Raw genomic sequence first — 16,622 nt, forward strand, 5'->3', positions numbered from 1 at the left:
GTGAAGAACCTGAATCTTCGCGCATGGACATGCCCTACGTGCCACTCTCACCATGACCGAGACATCAATGCATCCAAGAACATCTTGCAAGAAGGACTAAAGATTTTTGCGGTTGGGCAGACCGTTTAAGCTTGGAGTATATCCTGTCAGTAGACGGAGTTCCCAAGAATCCCACTGCGCCCGAAGGAAGTGCCCTTGGGGTGCTTCAGCTGTGGGAGTGTCAATGGCTTATTTAACGGGTGAAGTCAAAAGTATGGCTGAGGGCGGAGCGATCTTTTTTTAAAGCGGTGCGATTGGCCAGTCAATCCAGTAGTGAGGAGAATATCGAGGCAGCTAGCTTTAATGAATTGGGAGTCTGTGCATTTTTTCAAAATGATTTAGAAAAAGCGATTGAGTATACCCGAAGTGGTTTAGATTCCTTTGATGATCGTGGGGAACGGCTCTACTATAAAGATATCTTGCATGGAAACTTGGTAGTCTATTATGAAAGAGTAGGCCGGGTTGAAGAGGTTCATCGGATCCTAGACCAGCTTTGGAATGCTCGGGAGTCGATAAAATCTATGCCAACTCTACTACTGGTATATGAGACGCGTGCTAACCTCTTTAGAAAGAGCAAAATGTATGATGAAGCAATTCAATGCGCGATGGAAGGTGCAGAGATTGCTCGTCTCAATAGGAATCGTGAGCGTAGCTTTGATCTTCAATCAGTGATCGGAAGTACATATCTTGATGAGGGTAATTACTCCGCTGCTAAAAAAGCCTTTGAGGTAGCATTAAAATATACGGATCATTGGCCTGATGCAGATCGATATATTGTCGTCAACGTTTATGCTCGGATAGGGTCACTTTACATGGCAGAAAAACGTTTTGATGAAGCGGCGGTTGAGATTAGCAAAGGGATTGAATTGGCTCGGAACACAGAAGATTATTTATCGCTTACGAATGTACTCATCGTTGCTGGTCAGTGCGCCAATGCACAAGAAAAATACCAGGAGTCTGCTGAGTTTTTGGAAGAGGCCCTTGAACTAGCCGATCAGTATGGATTACAGACACAAAAGCATGTTGCAGTACTTCATCTCTCCCATGCCTACGAACACGTAGATGAAAAAATATTTATCAATTCTTTAAAGCGGTTGTATACACTAGAAATGAAGAAGGCGCGAGAGGAGGCGGCTTGTCATGAAATATTGTAAGTTGATCCTTAAGTGTTTGGTAGTGAAAATTCCCGTGAATGTCGCCCATGGTGGACCTGTAACAGGAGTCTCTCCAAAGTATGTAGATAAGAACAGCCCAGCTATAGGTTAAAGAGGAGGAAAAGTCGAGGGGTTAATCCTTGGCTTTTTTATATTGTATAGGTACATTGATCTCTAAAAAGTAAGTAGATGATTCATTGGATTGGGGTTTTTGAATATTAATGGCAAGTAGAAAATTATTATTTGCAAATTAAAAGATTATTAGGAGGAAAATAACTACCTATGAAGAAAATATTGTGAGTAGAAGAGGGGTGTGATTATAACATATTAGATTAGATAACGACTAAAGGGCTTTTCATGAAAAACATGATTCGTTATTTTTTATGTTTGTAGGGTTTTTTATTGTTTTCATTTCCATATAGGGGGATATTAAATGAAAATTAGTGAATTTCATTTAAATATAAAAATAAGATTACTAGAAACTTTTTTGAGTACATTATTAGGAAGTATGATTTTCCCTTTTATGGCCATTTACATGTCTAAAAATTTTGGGGTTAAAATTTCTGGATTATTACTTCTGATGAATGTTTTTATAGGGGTAATTGTAAAATTTTTCGGTGGATATCTTTCTGACCACTTCGGAAGAAAAAAAGTGGTGATGTATGCAGAAGTCATCAGGTTACTCGCATTTGTAACCATGTTAATCTGTAATTCACCTTGGTATGAATCCCCGTTGATTACCTTTTTTATGATGACCGTTAATACAATCTGTTGGGGGATGGTGAATCCAGCAAATGATGCGATGTTGATTGATGCTAGTAAACCAGAGCAACGGAAACTCATGTATTCAATCGTTTACTGGTCTTTTAACTTAGCAGTAGCCATTGGAGGGATATTAGGTGGCTTCTTTTTTGAGAAATATATGTTTGAACTATTAATCGGACTAACATGTGGGTCGCTTTTGAGTGTGATCCTAGTTGTATTTTTTATAAAAGAGACTTATTTTGTGGATAAAAAAGTAAGTGCAGGATCCCATGTTCGTACAATGATCCATACATATAAGACTGTATTGAGTGATCGATTGTTTATCCTTTTTGTATTAGCGGGTACCTTTCTTTATTCGATGGAAGTACAATTAATTAATTATATAGGCATACGATTGAGTGACGAGTTGCCTCGTCAACAGTTCCTATTTTGGGATATAAATGGTGTGCAAGCACTTGGATTTTTAAGGACGGTAAGTACCATTCTAGTTGTTACATTGTCGATTTTAATGGTAAAAATGGTTAAAAAAATAGATGATCAATGGGTATTGCTGTTTGGATCACTCATTTTTGCCCTTGGATATGGGATGATCTCGTATGTTCTTAATATCTGGATATTATTAATCTTAATAATAGTTGCAACGATTGGAGAAATGCTTCAAATTCCAATTCAGCAGTCGTATCTAGCCTCCATTCCACCGGAACGTCTTAGAAGTTCTTATATGGCAGTAAGTGGACTGATATTGAATGGTGGGATGTTAATTGCTTCATTGACGATTACCATCAGTGCATTTTTACCACCATTGGCTACAACGGTAGTGATCACAGGTATTGGACTAGGGGGTGTTTTTATTCATTTTACTATTTTTAGAAGGGTCCAACGAAGGGCAAGAGATCATGATTTGGTAGCGGAAGAGGAGCTTCAATTGGAAGGGTAGGGGTTATATAATAATCAACCCCTACCTAGCCAAAGGGCGAAGTAGGGGTTTTTAATCAATGGGATGGAGATTCCTTATCCCCACGATAACTTTGAACATAGAGCCAGCTACCAGTTTCTGTAGAGATGCCTGTGGGTTTAAGAGGGCGTTCGTTGAGGTCCAGTTTGAATTGGGGAAGGCTAAGCTCCTTCATCAACTGTTGGTAGCAAGATTTTCGGATATCTGGAGGGATGCCATCCCGTTTTAACGTTCGGGTAGCTTCCTTGATATGTCCTTGCCGTAGCAATTGCTTGAAATAGGTAGGGAATACTTCGGGAAGTGGGCGAAGAAAGGTTAGCGAGGAACGCTTTCCTCTTCCTCCTCCAGGTGTCCAGGAGATAAGACCTTCTTCTTCCATATTTTTTAAGAGACGTTTTACGTTACGAGGGGAACAAAATAAAGCGTCTGCTAATTCATCGCGACCGACGGAGAGAGTCTCGTTCTTAGTATCCTTTATATAGCGAAGACGAAGCTCAATGTAATGATCCAGCGCATTCATGAATATCACCTAAATTTCCATCGATTTCATGTAGATTACAAAAGATCTTTTAAGACATGAGGCTTCTTTGGTTTGATATTGGAAATCTTGTTTAGGGATGAATAGTACCTTTCCGTATTGGGACAAGGGGTTGGATCCGTTGAAGTAGTAGGTGAGGTTGCGTAGATGGGTGGATTTGTAGTATTAGGTATAGATCATAAGTAGTAAAATTTTGTTAAAAGAAGGAGATTGTTTTTTTATATTGAAGCATATAATAACATGGAATAGGGAGGACGGCAAATTTGAATCGCACAAAAAGATGGGCCATTGTATTTCTCGCATGTGTTTTTTTAATGGGGGGAATCTTTTTAAATACAGTGGGAGATCAAGGAGCGATGGCATTTGCGAGAAAGCAAGCTTCTAGTAAGCTGATCACCAATCCAGATAAGACCGTTGAGTTGAAGCAGATCAGCCCGAAGGTTTGGGTACATACCACGTATGGTGATTATAATGGAGCCTCTAGAGTTCCTTCAAATGGGTTACTCATTCAAACGACCAAGGGATTGGTTTTAGTCGATTCCACTTGGAACGATGCCTTAACCAAAGAGCTACTCGCGTTGATTCGACAAAATTTTGACCGGAAACTGTCTGTCGCGGTAATCACTCATTCCCATTTTGATCGGATGGGCGGGATTCGAGCCTTACAACAGGCAGGGATTGAAGTCCGTACGACGATAAAGACGGCGAAGCTGGCCCAGGCAGAAGGTTATCCAGCACCGGATGTTTTCTTGGATAATCGTCCTCGGTTTCAAGTAGGGAGCACTATCATAGAGACGATGTATCCTGGAGAGGGTCATACGAAGGATAATATCACAGTATGGCTCCCACAACATCAGGTTCTCTTTGGTGGTTGTTTAGTGAAATCCTTGGAGTCAAAGGATATGGGCAATGTAGATGATGCTAATTTGAAAGCATGGTCAGACTCGATTCAGAAAGTGCGTGAACGTTACCCAAATGCTGAGCAAGTGGTTCCTGGTCATGGAAAGTGGGGATATCAACGATTGTTGACCCACACTCTCGATTTGTTGGAGCAACAACAATAGGATCCTGTAAAGGAAGCGGGTGTTTGCAACCTTACAAGTAAACTACCATGGTTCAGCACGGGAGATCAAGGAGACTCTTCTTTATTTTCTACATGAATATCGACATAAAAAATTCCCAACCGATAATCAGTGACCTTTTGTCCATTGTATGTGATGGACTTTTTTTCACTGTCTACCTTCAGGGAAACAAAATTAAAGTGGATAAGGCAATATGGGAAAAAGAAAAAGAAAAAGAGCGCCCTAAATGGACGCTGACCCCTTATTTTTCTGTAAAGTTAGAGTTTGTACACAGTCCCATACATGGATCACAACCACATCCACAAGGGTCTGGGGGACAAGGGGGAGCACAGGAATGGCAACCTTCCAGCATATGTTTTAGCATTCGGGTAGTTTTTTTGCTACGTCGGTAAGCTTTCATAAGTTCGTGGACATCGACCATACACCCATGATGATGCATGACCGGACAAGGCATCGGCATGGGTACCGGTATGGGGGCAGGTGGGGGGTAATAAGGCATCATTGGTCCACCGCGTTCCATAGGGGCATCTCTCCTTGGTTCTTTCATTTTCCACAGTATCCTATGCCCGTCTATCCACGAAGGAACCGGTGTTTATGCCCGTTTTATTGAAGAAATTCTTGCTTTTCGAGGACGCGTCGTTTTCGGTAAAGCATTTGAGCCGCCTCTGCCACTTCCTTGACAGTTGATTTATTAATCCAGGCTCCAAAGAGAATGCCTGCGATGGGGACCAGTTGAAATAGTTTCTTCCACCCGAAGTTATCACGATAGGTAGCAATTACCTCGCGCCAACCTTGAAATTGGGAGATCGATTCACGGGCGGCATTTTCAGTATGGAAGTTGGATAGATTTTGGAGGATAGCTTGTTTTCCTACATAATCAGAGGAGGCAAATTGGAGACACTGAACGATGAAGATTCGTTCGCTCCTTTCACGCGGGTCATAGCCATAGGAGAGCGCCATCTCCTGGGCGGCTTTTAATGAAAGACCAAGTAGTACGGGAATATCGATGGCGAGGGTAAATACGCCTCCGATTCCAGTAGCCGCTCCTTGATAGGTTGCAAGTTGAACCTGAGATTCTTTAAGAGCTTCTGCTGTACGGTTCATCGCGTCGATGGGGAGGGTACGGACATCAGTGAGGGAAAGAGTAGTCGGGTCTACGGAAGCTTCAGTGGCTAATCGTTGCAACACACGGGTGTCACGGATGAGATACTGGCCACCTGTCTGGATGTATGCACCCAATTCATCGAGAGCTTTGCCGAGCCATTCATGGACGAACCGTGGAGTGATCTTGTCTAAAATGGCAAAGGGAAGGCGACCAAGCTTTTCCCAAAACCATAGGTCTTCTTGTTCAGCTTCCCATTTGGCGATGATCTCTAGCTCTTTCTCGAGAGAATGGATGGTTTCTGTATTGGTATTTACAGTTGTTCACCTCGCCTTTTATGAATAGAAGGAAAAACCCCGATCTTCCTATGGCGGGGGGAGATTGGGGTTCCAAGTATGTCCAAGGATTAGTTGTGACGGTGCTGGCGTCGACGGTTGCCAGAGTGACCACCAGAGCCACCGCCGCTACGATGACGGTTATGACCACCGCCACCACCTTTGCGGAAGCGTCCGCCGCCTTTTTTACCAAAGGAGGGTGAATCCTCTGAAATGCGAACGGGAGTGGTGTCTGGTTCTTTTGTCAGTAGTTTTAGTGCAGCGGATAGCAGAGTGACAGAGTCTGACTCTTCGAGCAGTTCCTCTGCAAGAGTTTTGTATGGCTGGTAGCCACCTTCTTTGATCAGCTTGTTCAGTTTGTCCATTGCAAGACGCTGTTGCCCTTCGATTGCAGCATCCATCGATGGGATCGGGAGACGCTCCATCCGCTTTTTGGTCAGACGCTCGATGGTACGGAGATGACCAATTTCACGAGAGGTAATGAACGTAATCGCCAGTCCATCATTTCCAGCACGGCCGGTACGACCGATGCGGTGAACATAGCTTTCTGGATCCTGTGGGATATCAAAGTTGTAGACATGAGTCACCCCACTGATATCGAGGCCTCGAGCTGCAACGTCAGTCGCTACGAGGACGTCAATCATCCCTTCACGGAACTGGCGCATGACGGTGTCTCGCCGAGCCTGGGTCAGATCGCCATGAATACCCTCTGCGGAGTAACCGCGTTTATTAAGCCCTTCTGAAAGCTCATCCACTCGTTTTTTCGTACGACCAAAGATGATCGCAAGCTCAGGGGATTGGATGTCAAGCAAGCGGCAAAGGATATCAAACTTGTGTCGTTGAGGGACTTCTAAAAATTGTTGACGGATGCGTGGCATCGTCATCTCTTTTGCTTTTACCCGGATCGTTTGTGGGTTCGTCATAAAGCGGCCTGCTAAACGACGGATTTGTTCCGGCATGGTTGCTGAAAAGAGGAGCGTTTGTCGTTCCTCAGGGAATTGCCCTAGGATGGCCTCGATATCTTCGATGAAGCCCATGTTCAGCATTTCATCTGCCTCATCCAATACGGTTATCGCAACATGATCTGTACGGATGGTGCGCCGGCGAAGGTGATCTAAAAGGCGCCCTGGAGTACCGGCAATTAGATGAGGCCGTTTTTTAAGGGAGCGGATTTGCCGTTCAATATCTTGGCCACCGTAGACAGGAAGTGTACGGATTCCTTTATGTTGACCGATCTTGTTAAGTTCCTCCGCTACTTGTACAGCCAACTCCCTAGTAGGCGTGATCACGATCCCTTGGATACCACCCAATGTAGGATCTGCTTTTTCGATGAGGGGGATCCCAAAGGCAGCGGTCTTCCCTGTACCCGTTTGGGCTTGTCCGATGAGGTCGCTACCAGATAGCCCCACAGGTAGTGCTTCCGCTTGGATGGGGGTTGCTTCTTCAAAACCCATGTCGCTTAGAGATCGGGTCACCTGAGGATCCAATCCCAATTCTTGAAAAGTAGTCAATGCTTAAGTCTCCTTTTTGTCCCGTAAGTCGAGACGGTTGATACCGGTATATTGAACCGTTCTTTATAGTGTTGACCTAACTCATCATATCGAGTCTCGGCGCAAACGGAAACCTTTTTTTTAGCGATATCGTGAATCGCTCATGATTTATCGATGAGTCACTGGTTGAACACTCTTCTTATTTTAGCCGAGTTTCTAATTATGTACTTACATGGGGTGTGTCGATCTTTTAAAAAAGCTCATCTACCCGAATAATAAAAGGAGAATACTCATAGGTTGTTGGGGAGATTATGAGAACTAGATTTGCTGATTTCCAGATATTTAGTGAATTTATCAGCCTGAGTGAAAGGATATAAGAGCGAGTATTCAACTAGTGCACCTGCGATTCAGGTAAGAAGATGTCAGGCGTTCCGCTGCTATCGTTTTAGGCATTAGAACGAAGTTATCTGGTACAAGTGCCCTTTGACAAATTAACGTACAAAACCCCCAATCAATGGGGGTTGGGGTGTAGATCCTTCCTAAGTTTAAGAAGTTGGCGGATTTTTTTGTTGGGTTGAAAAGTTGATGATTGATCCTTGAATTCTATTTCTGCATACATCTCTGAACACAAATGCCGCTACACCGTTGAAGTTGCGAAATAGATCGGAAAGATCATCATTGAAAAACTGGACAATGCGTGCTCTGAAAACAGGGAAAATAGCTACTGAACCACCAGGAACAATCCCTCTAGCGACTGAAAAGAGGAAAAGGTCGTTGGTGCTCAATCCCACTTTGTAAAGGTCTGAAATGGCACTTGGTGAAAGAGATCTTCTAATTGGACACACAGTGGTTCCCTGGTTGACGATACGGACTTGAATGATTATGTTACCGATGGATTTGTTGGCTGTGAGTATTGTGGCAAGGGCCCGTGCTCTTTGACGGCCATTTACCCGAATGGTGATACGAAGTGTATTACCATCTACGGATTTCAAATCGCCCACCTGTACATTGGGATCTCTTCCTACTGTAAATTTTAATTTACTCAGGTAAGTGAATTGAGGGGGGCTAAGTTGCACGCGAACGGAGTCTTTAGTGGTTGTTGACATGAATATCCCTCCTTTCTTCTGCGAATGTCGTACATTCTATGAAAGGCCTATAGAGGTTGATATGGGGCGTTTAGTGGATATTTCATTATTCTCATTGATTTACTTGTATTTGATCATGGCTAATTTGCCTATGAGGACCATAAGAGGCTAAAAAGTGCATGGGGTCGGCTCTCGGGGAATGGTGGAGATGAGCACGCACCAACTGGAAGTTATTGGCATACACTGTAAATGAGGATGATTTGATCATTTTACAGAGGAATGGTCGCTATGGTTGGGCCATTTTGTAAAGTGAAGGATATCTGTGAAAAAACCTTGCCATAGAGGTATTGGTTGACAATTGACGGGTGATTCCTTATAGTGGAGAAAATCATGTACGATGAACTTCATAAACTTTATAGATCTCTTATCAAGAGAGGCGGAGGGACAGACCCGATGAAGCCCGGCAACCTACCCGATCATGGAGGTGTGGTGCCAAATTCTGCAGAGTAATTCTCTGGCAGATGAGAGAGTGTGCAGACATACCTTTCATCCCGAGAGATGAAAGGTTTTTTATTATATCGAAAAGGGATTGGTACAGATGACACAGGAGCAGAAAACGCCCCTTAAACAACGACTGAAGGAGAAAATCCTCATCTTGGATGGTGCGATGGGTACCCAACTACAAGTAGCGGACCTCACACCAGATGATTTTGGTGGTGAGGAATATGACGGCTGTAACGAAAACCTTAATCTGACTCGTCCCGACGTGATTCAGAGGATTCATGAAGCCTATCTAGCTGCAGGTGCAGATATTATTGAGACGAATACCTTTGGTTCGACTCCCCTCGTATTGGCAGAGTATGATCTTTCCCATAAGGCAAGGGAGATTAATCTTGCGGCAGCTCAACTTGCCGTGGAAGCGGTGGCGAAGTATTCCACTCCTGAACGTCCTCGATATGCCGCTGGTGCGCTAGGGCCAACGACGAAGACCCTTTCGGTAACTGGGGGAACCACCTTTGATGAGTTGATTGAGAATTACCATGAGCAAGCGGTGGGCCTTTTGGAGGGAGGAGTCGATGCCCTCTTGCTAGAGACTTCCCAGGATACCCTCAATGTAAAGGCGGCGGGGATCGGGATTTATCAAGCCTTTGCTGATACAGGACGAAAGGTTCCGTTATTGATCTCTGGGACGATTGAACCGATGGGAACCATGCTTGCCGGACAAAATGTGGAGGCTTTTTATCTATCGATTCAACATCTAGAACCGCTAGCCGTTGGGCTTAACTGTGCGACTGGACCTGAGTTTATGCGGGATCATCTTCGTACCTTGTCGGGGATGGCCTCCTGTGGAGTCAGTTGTTACCCCAATGCGGGTCTTCCTGATGAAGATGGCAATTATCATGAAACACCACAGGGCTTAGCGCAAAAATTGGCTGCTTTTGCGGATCAGGGTTGGCTCAACTTGGCAGGAGGGTGTTGTGGAACGACACCTGAACATATCCGCGCTCTCGATGAGGCCTTGCGGGATAAAACGCCTCGGTTTAAAAGTGAACGGAAGCTTACGGCAGTTTCAGGAATCGAACCTTTCTATTTGGAAGAGGATAATCGCCCGGTGTTAGTCGGTGAGCGTACCAATGTGATTGGGTCGAAGAAATTTCGGGAGCTAATCAAAGACGGCAAGTATGAAGATGCTTCGGAGATTGCTCGTCGCCAGGTAAAAGGCGGCGCTCAGGTAATCGATATCTGTTTAGCTGATCCAGATCGAGATGAAGCAGAGGATATGGTCAAGTTTCTCGACTTTGTTGTTCGTAAAGTAAAAATCCCCCTCATGATTGATTCAACCGATGCTGAAGTTATTGAAAACTCCCTGAAATTCTCTCAGGGGAAAGCGATTATCAACTCGATTAATTTAGAGGATGGCGAGGAACGTTTTGCTGAGGTGGTCCCTCTGATTCGCCGTTTTGGTGCGGCGGTAGTTGTGGGGACGATCGATGAAGTAGGGATGGCGGTCACTGCGGAACGGAAGCTAGAAGTTGCTCGTCGTTCCTATGATTTACTTGTTCATAAATACGGGATTCCTGAGCAGGATATCATCTTTGACCCTCTTGTTTTCCCCGTTGGTACAGGGGATGCGGCCTATATTGGATCGGCTAAAGAAACCGTGGAAGGGATTCGCCGAATCAAAGAAGCACTTCCTGCCTGTGGGACAATCCTGGGGGTTTCCAATGTTTCCTTTGGCTTGCCTCTTGCGGGTCGTGAAGTGTTAAATGCGGTTTACCTCTATCATTGCACACGGGCAGGTCTTGATTATGCCATTGTCAACACGGAGAAATTGGAACGCTATGCTTCCATTCCGACGGAGGAGAGGGAGCGTTCGGAGCATTTCCTCTTTGAGACGAATGATGAAAACTATGATGAGACCTTAGCTACCTTTGCTGATTTTTACCGGGGAAAGAAGAGTGTAACGAAGGAAGCTGTGACAAACCTTCCCTTGGAAGAGCGCCTTGCGAGCTATGTAGTAGAGGGAACCAAAGATGGTCTCATCCCAGATTTGGATGAAGCCTTAGCGAAGGTGGATGACCCTCTAGAGATTATTAATGGACCCTTGATGACCGGGATGGATGAAGTAGGCCGTCTATTTAATGACAATCAGCTGATCGTAGCCGAGGTGTTGCAAAGCGCAGAGGTGATGAAAGCGTCAGTTGCCCACCTAGAACCCTATATGGAGAAATCCTCCGCAGGTAGCAAGGGGAAGATCGTTCTCGCTACTGTGAAGGGGGATGTCCATGATATCGGCAAAAACCTAGTGGAGATCATCCTCTCAAATAATGGATATGAGGTAGTCAATCTGGGAATTAAGGTGCCACCAGCAGAGCTAATCGAAGCTTGTCGACGGGAGAAGCCCGATGTGGTCGGTCTATCAGGCCTACTCGTGAAGTCAGCTCAACAGATGGTACTCACTGCCCAGGATATGAAGGCAGCCAACTTGGATCTGCCGATCATGGTGGGCGGTGCCGCACTTACACGGAAATTTACGGAGAACCGAATTGCTCCGCAATACGACGGCCCTGTCTTATTTGCCAAGGATGCGATGAATGGCTTGGATTTGGCCAATCGACTCTGTAGAGAAACAACAAAACAAGAATTAGTCGACGAACTTCGTCGTAATCGGGAAGCAGCCCTGAAGGCAGCAGAAGAAAAAGAAGGGGCGGTTGCGAAGAAAACCTCCGCACCATTGGTCAGATCTGAGGTGAGCCGACAAGCTCCGATCTATCTTCCTCCAGATTTTAACCGGCATATTCTTAGGCAATATCCAGTCAGTCACCTAATGCCTTATGTTAATCCGCAGATGCTGCTTGGGAAGCATCTCGGGCTCAAGGGAAATATCCAAACCTTACTTGCCAACGGGGATGCCAAAGCCCTGGAATTACAACAGGCACTGGATGACCTTATCGGTGAACTTACCCGGGAGAATAAGGTCCACCCCCATGGGATGTATCAGTTCTTCCCTGCCCAGGCAGAGGGGAATTCCATCCATGTGTACGATCCAGATCATCCAGGAACGAAGACTCTTACTACCTTCACCTTCCCTCGGCAATCCAAGAAACCCTATCTTTGTTTAGCAGATTTCCTCAGGCCCGTGGAATCTGGCGAGATGGACTATGTTGGTTTTTTGACTGTAACTGCTGGAGAGGGTATAAGGGCGTTAGCTGATGGATGGAAAGAGAGTGGAGATTACTTGAAATCTCATATGGTGCAAGCTTTCGCCCTCGAATTAGCGGAAGCCTTTGCCGAACGTGTTCACCATATTATGCGGGATGCATGGGGTTTCCCTGATCCAGCAGAAATGACCATGAGAGAACGCTTTGGTGCCCGTTACCAAGGAGTGCGAGTCTCCTTTGGATACCCCGCTTGTCCTGATTTGGAAGATCAGAAGAAACTCTTTCAGTTACTCGACCCCAAAGCGATTGGGATTGAGCTTACAGAAGGTTTTATGATGGAACCAGAAGCATCTGTGTCAGCGATGGTTTTTGCCCATCCTGAAGGTCGGTATTTCAATGCAGTGTGAGGGGGAGAGAAAAACTATGAAGGAGAAACCAGATCTTAGAACGGCCTTATCCCAATCGATCCTGATCGGGGATGGGGCGATATCCACCTATCTGTATCAACAGGGGATTCCAGTAGGTGTATCCGTAGAAGAACTCTGCCTCTCCCGTCCCGACTGGGTGGAAGAGGTTCATCGACGATATTATGCAGCAGGAGCTCAAGTAATTGAAACAAATACCTACGGAGCGAACCGTGAGCGCCTTTCTCGCTATGGCATGGAAGGGAAAATTACGAGGATCAATCGGGAGGCTGTTCGCATTGCCCGTCGGGGAGTAGGAGAAGATGCCTATGTCATTGGGACAGTAGGTTCCATCAATGCTGGTCGTGTGCCCAACTATGATCCAGCGGAGTACCGTGATATGTATGAAGAACAGGCAACAGCACTGTTGCACTCAGAGGTGGATGGGATCACCCTAGAGACCTTCCTTGACCTGAAGGAGTTGCTCCTTGCTCTTGAGGTGATCCGCCCTTTGACAACAAAGCCAATCATCGCTAACTTAGCCCTGATCGAAGTGGGACAGACACGAGATGGGCATACACTGACAGAGGCCTTTTCCACTTTAAAAAAGGCAGGGGCCGATGGAGTGGGGCTAAATTGTCGGTTAGGGCCATTGGAAATACAACGTGCCTTAGAGAACACGATTGTTCCAGAGGATACTTGGCTATCGATTTTTCCCAATGCGGGCCGATTGGCACAGACGGATGGGGAATTTCAATATAAATCCACGCCCCAGTACTTTGGAGAGCGTGCTCTTTCTTTCCGCGAACAGGGTGCACGGCTGATTGGAGGTTGTTGTGGCACAACGCCGGAACATATCCAAGCGATGAAAAAGAGTCTAGCAGGTCTTGCCCCACTCCCGCGAATCAATCCCGTCCCTGTTCCTAAAATGAACAATGATCCCAAGGAGCGGCTGGTCGTGAGAAGCCGTCCTACCGTAGTAGAGCAAGTTAAGAAAGAGACCACCATCATCGTCGAATTTGATCCACCGAAGGATTTAGAGATTGAGGACTTTCTCACGGGGGTTCGGGAGCTAGATAAAGCAGGAGCGGATGCAGTTACCTTAGCGGATAATTCTATGGCGACGGTTCGTATGAGCAATATGGCACTAGGCTCTATCATGAAAAAGCAGACAGGTGCAGAACCTCTTGTTCATATAACTTGCCGGGATCGCAATCTGATTGGTCAGCAGTCTCACTTGATGGGACTCCATGCTCTAGGTATCGATCAGATCCTTGTGATCACAGGGGATCCCGATCACAGGGGATCCCACCCGAATTGGCGATTTACCAGGTGCTAGTTCGATTTACGATGTTAATTCCTTTGATCTTATTCGGATGGTGAAGCAACTAAACGAAGGTATTTCTTTTTCGGGTAAACCCTTAAAGCAAAAGGCCAGATTTACTGTGGGTGCCGCTTTTAACCCGAATGTATCCAAAATGGAGCCAGCAATCCGCAGGCTGAAGCGAAAGGTGGAGGCGGGTGCAGATTTTATCATGACCCAACCGGTTTATGATGCCGAGTCGGTTCAACGTGTCGCTGAGGCAACAAAGGATTTTGATATCCCGATCTTCCTTGGCGTTATGCCACTTACCGGTCACCGCAATGCTCTTTTTTTACACAATGAATTACCAGGGGTTAAAATCCCGGACTCTGTGTTGAAACAAATGACCAACAAAAAGGGAGCCGAAGCTCGGGAGATAGGGATCTCTCAAGCGAGGGGACTGTTAGATGAGGCGATTAAATACTTTAATGGAATCTATCTCATCACTCCCTTTAACTATTGGGAGATGACTGCTGAGCTGACACGGTATATACGAGGGAAAACCAATATCATGCAAGCGGATCATCAATAGGAAGCAATAAGGAAGCCTCCCATCGGGGAGGCGGAAGACAAATTGGTGGTTCAATTGGTTGGCGAACCAATTCTCTATAAGGTACTGGAGCTCTCGTAGCTACGGCCAAAGCCGTAACCTCCACCAGGCATCTTCATACCGCCGTAGCCACCGCCGCCGTAGCCGCCGTAGCCACCGCCGCCATAGCCACCGCCGCCATAGCCACCGCCGCCATAGCCGCCGCCACCATAGCCGCCGCCACCATAGCCGCCGCCACCATAGCCGCCGCCACCATAGCCGCCGCCACCATAGCCGCCGCCACCGAAGCCACCGCCACCGAAGCCACCGCCACCGAAGCCGCCACCACCATAGCCGCCGTAGCCGCCGCCGTAACCATGGCCACAATAACCACGTTGACCGTGGTGATAATAACCACCACCACATGGAGGATGTATTACAGGGCCACATCCACAGTCACCCCAGCCACATGGATCTGGTGGAGGCGGACAGGGGTTGTAGGGGATCGGTACGGGTACTGGAACTGGGACAGGTTGAGGTTGTATAGGTGGCGCAATGGGCATAGGCAATTTTTTTTCTCCCAAGGTTTCCACTCCTTTAATACTGTCGTTTCTTCACTGCGACACGATATCTTATGATGGCCCCTGACATTCGTACCGGGTGGAAAGGCCCATATTTTCTGCAATTATTCGAGACTTTGGCCAAGAGTAATGAAGTGAGGTATAATAGAGGAGAATTGTGTCTGGATGGATGCGGATGCGGATACGGACACGGGAGGTATCGCTGGAATGGATGTACTGAGAATTACCCCTCGGGGTTATTGTTATGGTGTGGTAGATGCCATGGTATTGGCAAGGGAAGCGACGAACAACTTAGACTTGCCTCGGCCGATTTATATACTAGGTATGATTGTTCATAACAGCCATGTGACAGATGCCTTTGAAAAGGAGGGCATTATTACACTTGATGGCGAAAGTCGGCTAGAGCTTTTGGATCAAGTTGACCAGGGAACGATCATCTTTACTGCTCATGGAGTCTCACCTGAGGTACGCCGTCGGGCACGGGAGAAGGGATTAACTATAGTGGATGCGACCTGTCCAGATGTGACTCGTACCCATGACCTAATCCGTGACCGGGTAGCCGAAGGATATGAAATCGCCTATATCGGCAAAAAGGGACACCCTGAACCCGAAGGAGCGATGGGTGTCGCTCCGGATCATGTACACTTAATTGAGACTGAGGCGGATGTGGAAGCATTAGCGGTTCCCTCTGGTAAAATTTTGATCACGAACCAGACAACGATGAGTCAGTGGGATACCCGGAACTTGATGAAAAAAATACAGGAGAAATATACAACTGCTGAAATCGTCAACGAGATCTGTCTAGCGACTCAGGAACGACAGGAAGCCGTTGCGGAGCAAGCGGGTAAAACGGAGATGGTGATTGTCGTAGGTGATCCTCGGAGTAACAACTCGATCCGATTGGAGCAAGTTTCAAGGGAAGTTGCTGGTGTAGAAGCCCATCGGGTAAGTGATGTGACGGAGATCAAAGTAGAGTGGCTACGCGGAAAAAGTTATGTCGGTGTGACTGCAGGTGCCTCTACTCCTACTCCGATTACACGTGAAGTGATTAAATACCTGGAGCAATTCGACGATCAGAACCCAAGCACATGGGAACCGGTCCGTTCGGTTAACCCAGATAAGCTTCTCCCTCCTGTTCGTAAAAAGCGAAACAAGGTGAAAGAAGCTTGATGCAAGAAAAAAAGGACTGAAACCTAGGCTGATGGGTTTTCAGTCCTTTTTTGTATTTTCGTGTCACTGTCGTAAATGGTTTGTGATGACTGATAGGTTAAAGATTCCGTCAATTCATAGGAGAAAGACGGTCCTGTCTAGCTACAAAGGTGTAACATTGATTCATAGATCCCCTGAACTCAACCCGATGGTCTTTTTTCAGGGGGTTATAATATTCGAAATACTGTTCCTCGTGAAGGATTGACAAAGGAAATTTTTCAGAATCTAAGATTACATAATACATGGACTGCACCTCCTCGGGTACAGTATTGTCCAAACCGTCGGAACATAACCAAAGAACACGAAATAAGAGGAAAAATCACCCTTTG

The 16,622-nt window shown here is 46.1% G+C and carries 11 protein-coding genes, 1 pseudogene and 1 riboswitch; of the genes and pseudogenes, 8 read left to right on the forward strand and 4 right to left on the reverse strand.

The genetic code is table 11. The features are described 5' to 3' along the window. From BLV90_RS06925 to BLV90_RS06935, 4 genes are all read left to right on the forward strand, one after another. A partial coding sequence (locus tag BLV90_RS06925; RefSeq protein ID WP_143035011.1) for a zinc ribbon domain-containing protein occupies nt 1-129 on the forward strand: 129 nt, incomplete at its 5' end. Nucleotides 130-239: 110 nt separating this feature from the next. Beyond that, the gene (locus BLV90_RS06930) at nt 240-1,193 is read left to right on the forward strand and encodes a tetratricopeptide repeat protein (protein ID WP_091738378.1); all 954 of its coding nucleotides are present in this window, start codon (nt 240-242) and stop codon (nt 1,191-1,193) included. Further along, complete coding sequence (locus BLV90_RS16665; protein WP_281242005.1) at nt 1,180-1,305, forward strand: hypothetical protein; 126 nt, start codon at nt 1,180-1,182, stop codon at nt 1,303-1,305. Before BLV90_RS06930 ends, BLV90_RS16665 begins: the two co-directional genes overlap by 14 nt. A 321-nt stretch (nt 1,306-1,626) precedes the next feature. After that, nucleotides 1,627-2,895 (forward strand): MDR family MFS transporter, encoded by a 1,269-nt coding sequence (locus BLV90_RS06935; RefSeq protein WP_091738381.1) that lies wholly within the window; start codon nt 1,627-1,629, stop codon nt 2,893-2,895. 55 nt (nt 2,896-2,950) lie between these two features. Here the strand turns inward: BLV90_RS06935 and BLV90_RS06940 are convergent, their stop codons facing one another. Beyond that, a complete protein-coding gene (locus tag BLV90_RS06940; RefSeq protein WP_091738384.1) occupies nt 2,951-3,433 on the reverse strand; it encodes an SgrR family transcriptional regulator in 483 nt (160 codons plus the stop codon). 281 nt (nt 3,434-3,714) lie between these two features. On the opposite strand from BLV90_RS06940, the gene bla reads away from it, so the two are divergent. Continuing rightward, on the forward strand, nt 3,715-4,515 hold the full coding sequence (bla, locus tag BLV90_RS06945) for a subclass B1 metallo-beta-lactamase (RefSeq protein WP_091738387.1): 801 nt from the start codon (nt 3,715-3,717) through the stop codon (nt 4,513-4,515). Nucleotides 4,516-5,136: 621 nt separating this feature from the next. Here bla and BLV90_RS06955 read toward each other — a convergent pair. The 3 genes from BLV90_RS06955 to BLV90_RS06965 form a co-directional block, all read right to left on the reverse strand. After that, nucleotides 5,137-5,931 carry an EcsC family protein gene (locus BLV90_RS06955; RefSeq protein ID WP_091738392.1) on the reverse strand — a complete coding sequence of 265 codons (795 nt, stop codon included), beginning with the start codon at nt 5,929-5,931 and terminating at the stop codon, nt 5,137-5,139. A gap of 110 nt (nt 5,932-6,041) precedes the next feature. Continuing rightward, nucleotides 6,042-7,481 (reverse strand): degradosome RNA helicase CshA, encoded by a 1,440-nt coding sequence (cshA, locus tag BLV90_RS06960; protein WP_091738395.1) that lies wholly within the window; start codon nt 7,479-7,481, stop codon nt 6,042-6,044. A gap of 524 nt (nt 7,482-8,005) precedes the next feature. After that, complete coding sequence (locus tag BLV90_RS06965; protein ID WP_091738398.1) at nt 8,006-8,566, reverse strand: hypothetical protein; 561 nt, start codon at nt 8,564-8,566, stop codon at nt 8,006-8,008. A gap of 400 nt (nt 8,567-8,966) precedes the next feature. Next, nucleotides 8,967-9,073: riboswitch (SAM riboswitch) on the forward strand. 70 nt (nt 9,074-9,143) lie between these two features. Here BLV90_RS06965 and metH point away from each other — a divergent pair. The 3 genes and pseudogenes from metH to BLV90_RS06985 all read left to right on the forward strand — a co-directional run bounded on the left by metH (nt 9,144) and on the right by BLV90_RS06985 (nt 16,254). Further along, complete coding sequence (metH, locus tag BLV90_RS06970; protein ID WP_091738400.1) at nt 9,144-12,614, forward strand: methionine synthase; 3,471 nt, start codon at nt 9,144-9,146, stop codon at nt 12,612-12,614. A gap of 16 nt (nt 12,615-12,630) precedes the next feature. Then, a pseudogene (locus BLV90_RS06975) lies at nt 12,631-14,506 on the forward strand (bifunctional homocysteine S-methyltransferase/methylenetetrahydrofolate reductase). A 785-nt stretch (nt 14,507-15,291) separates the two neighbouring features. Next, nucleotides 15,292-16,254 carry a 4-hydroxy-3-methylbut-2-enyl diphosphate reductase gene (locus tag BLV90_RS06985; protein WP_091738880.1) on the forward strand — a complete coding sequence of 321 codons (963 nt, stop codon included), beginning with the start codon at nt 15,292-15,294 and terminating at the stop codon, nt 16,252-16,254. Nucleotides 16,255-16,622: the final 368 nt, after the last annotated feature.

This window comes from Marininema mesophilum, assembly GCF_900106775.1.
GTDB classification, from domain to species: Bacteria; Bacillota; Bacilli; order Thermoactinomycetales; family DSM-45169; genus Marininema; species Marininema mesophilum.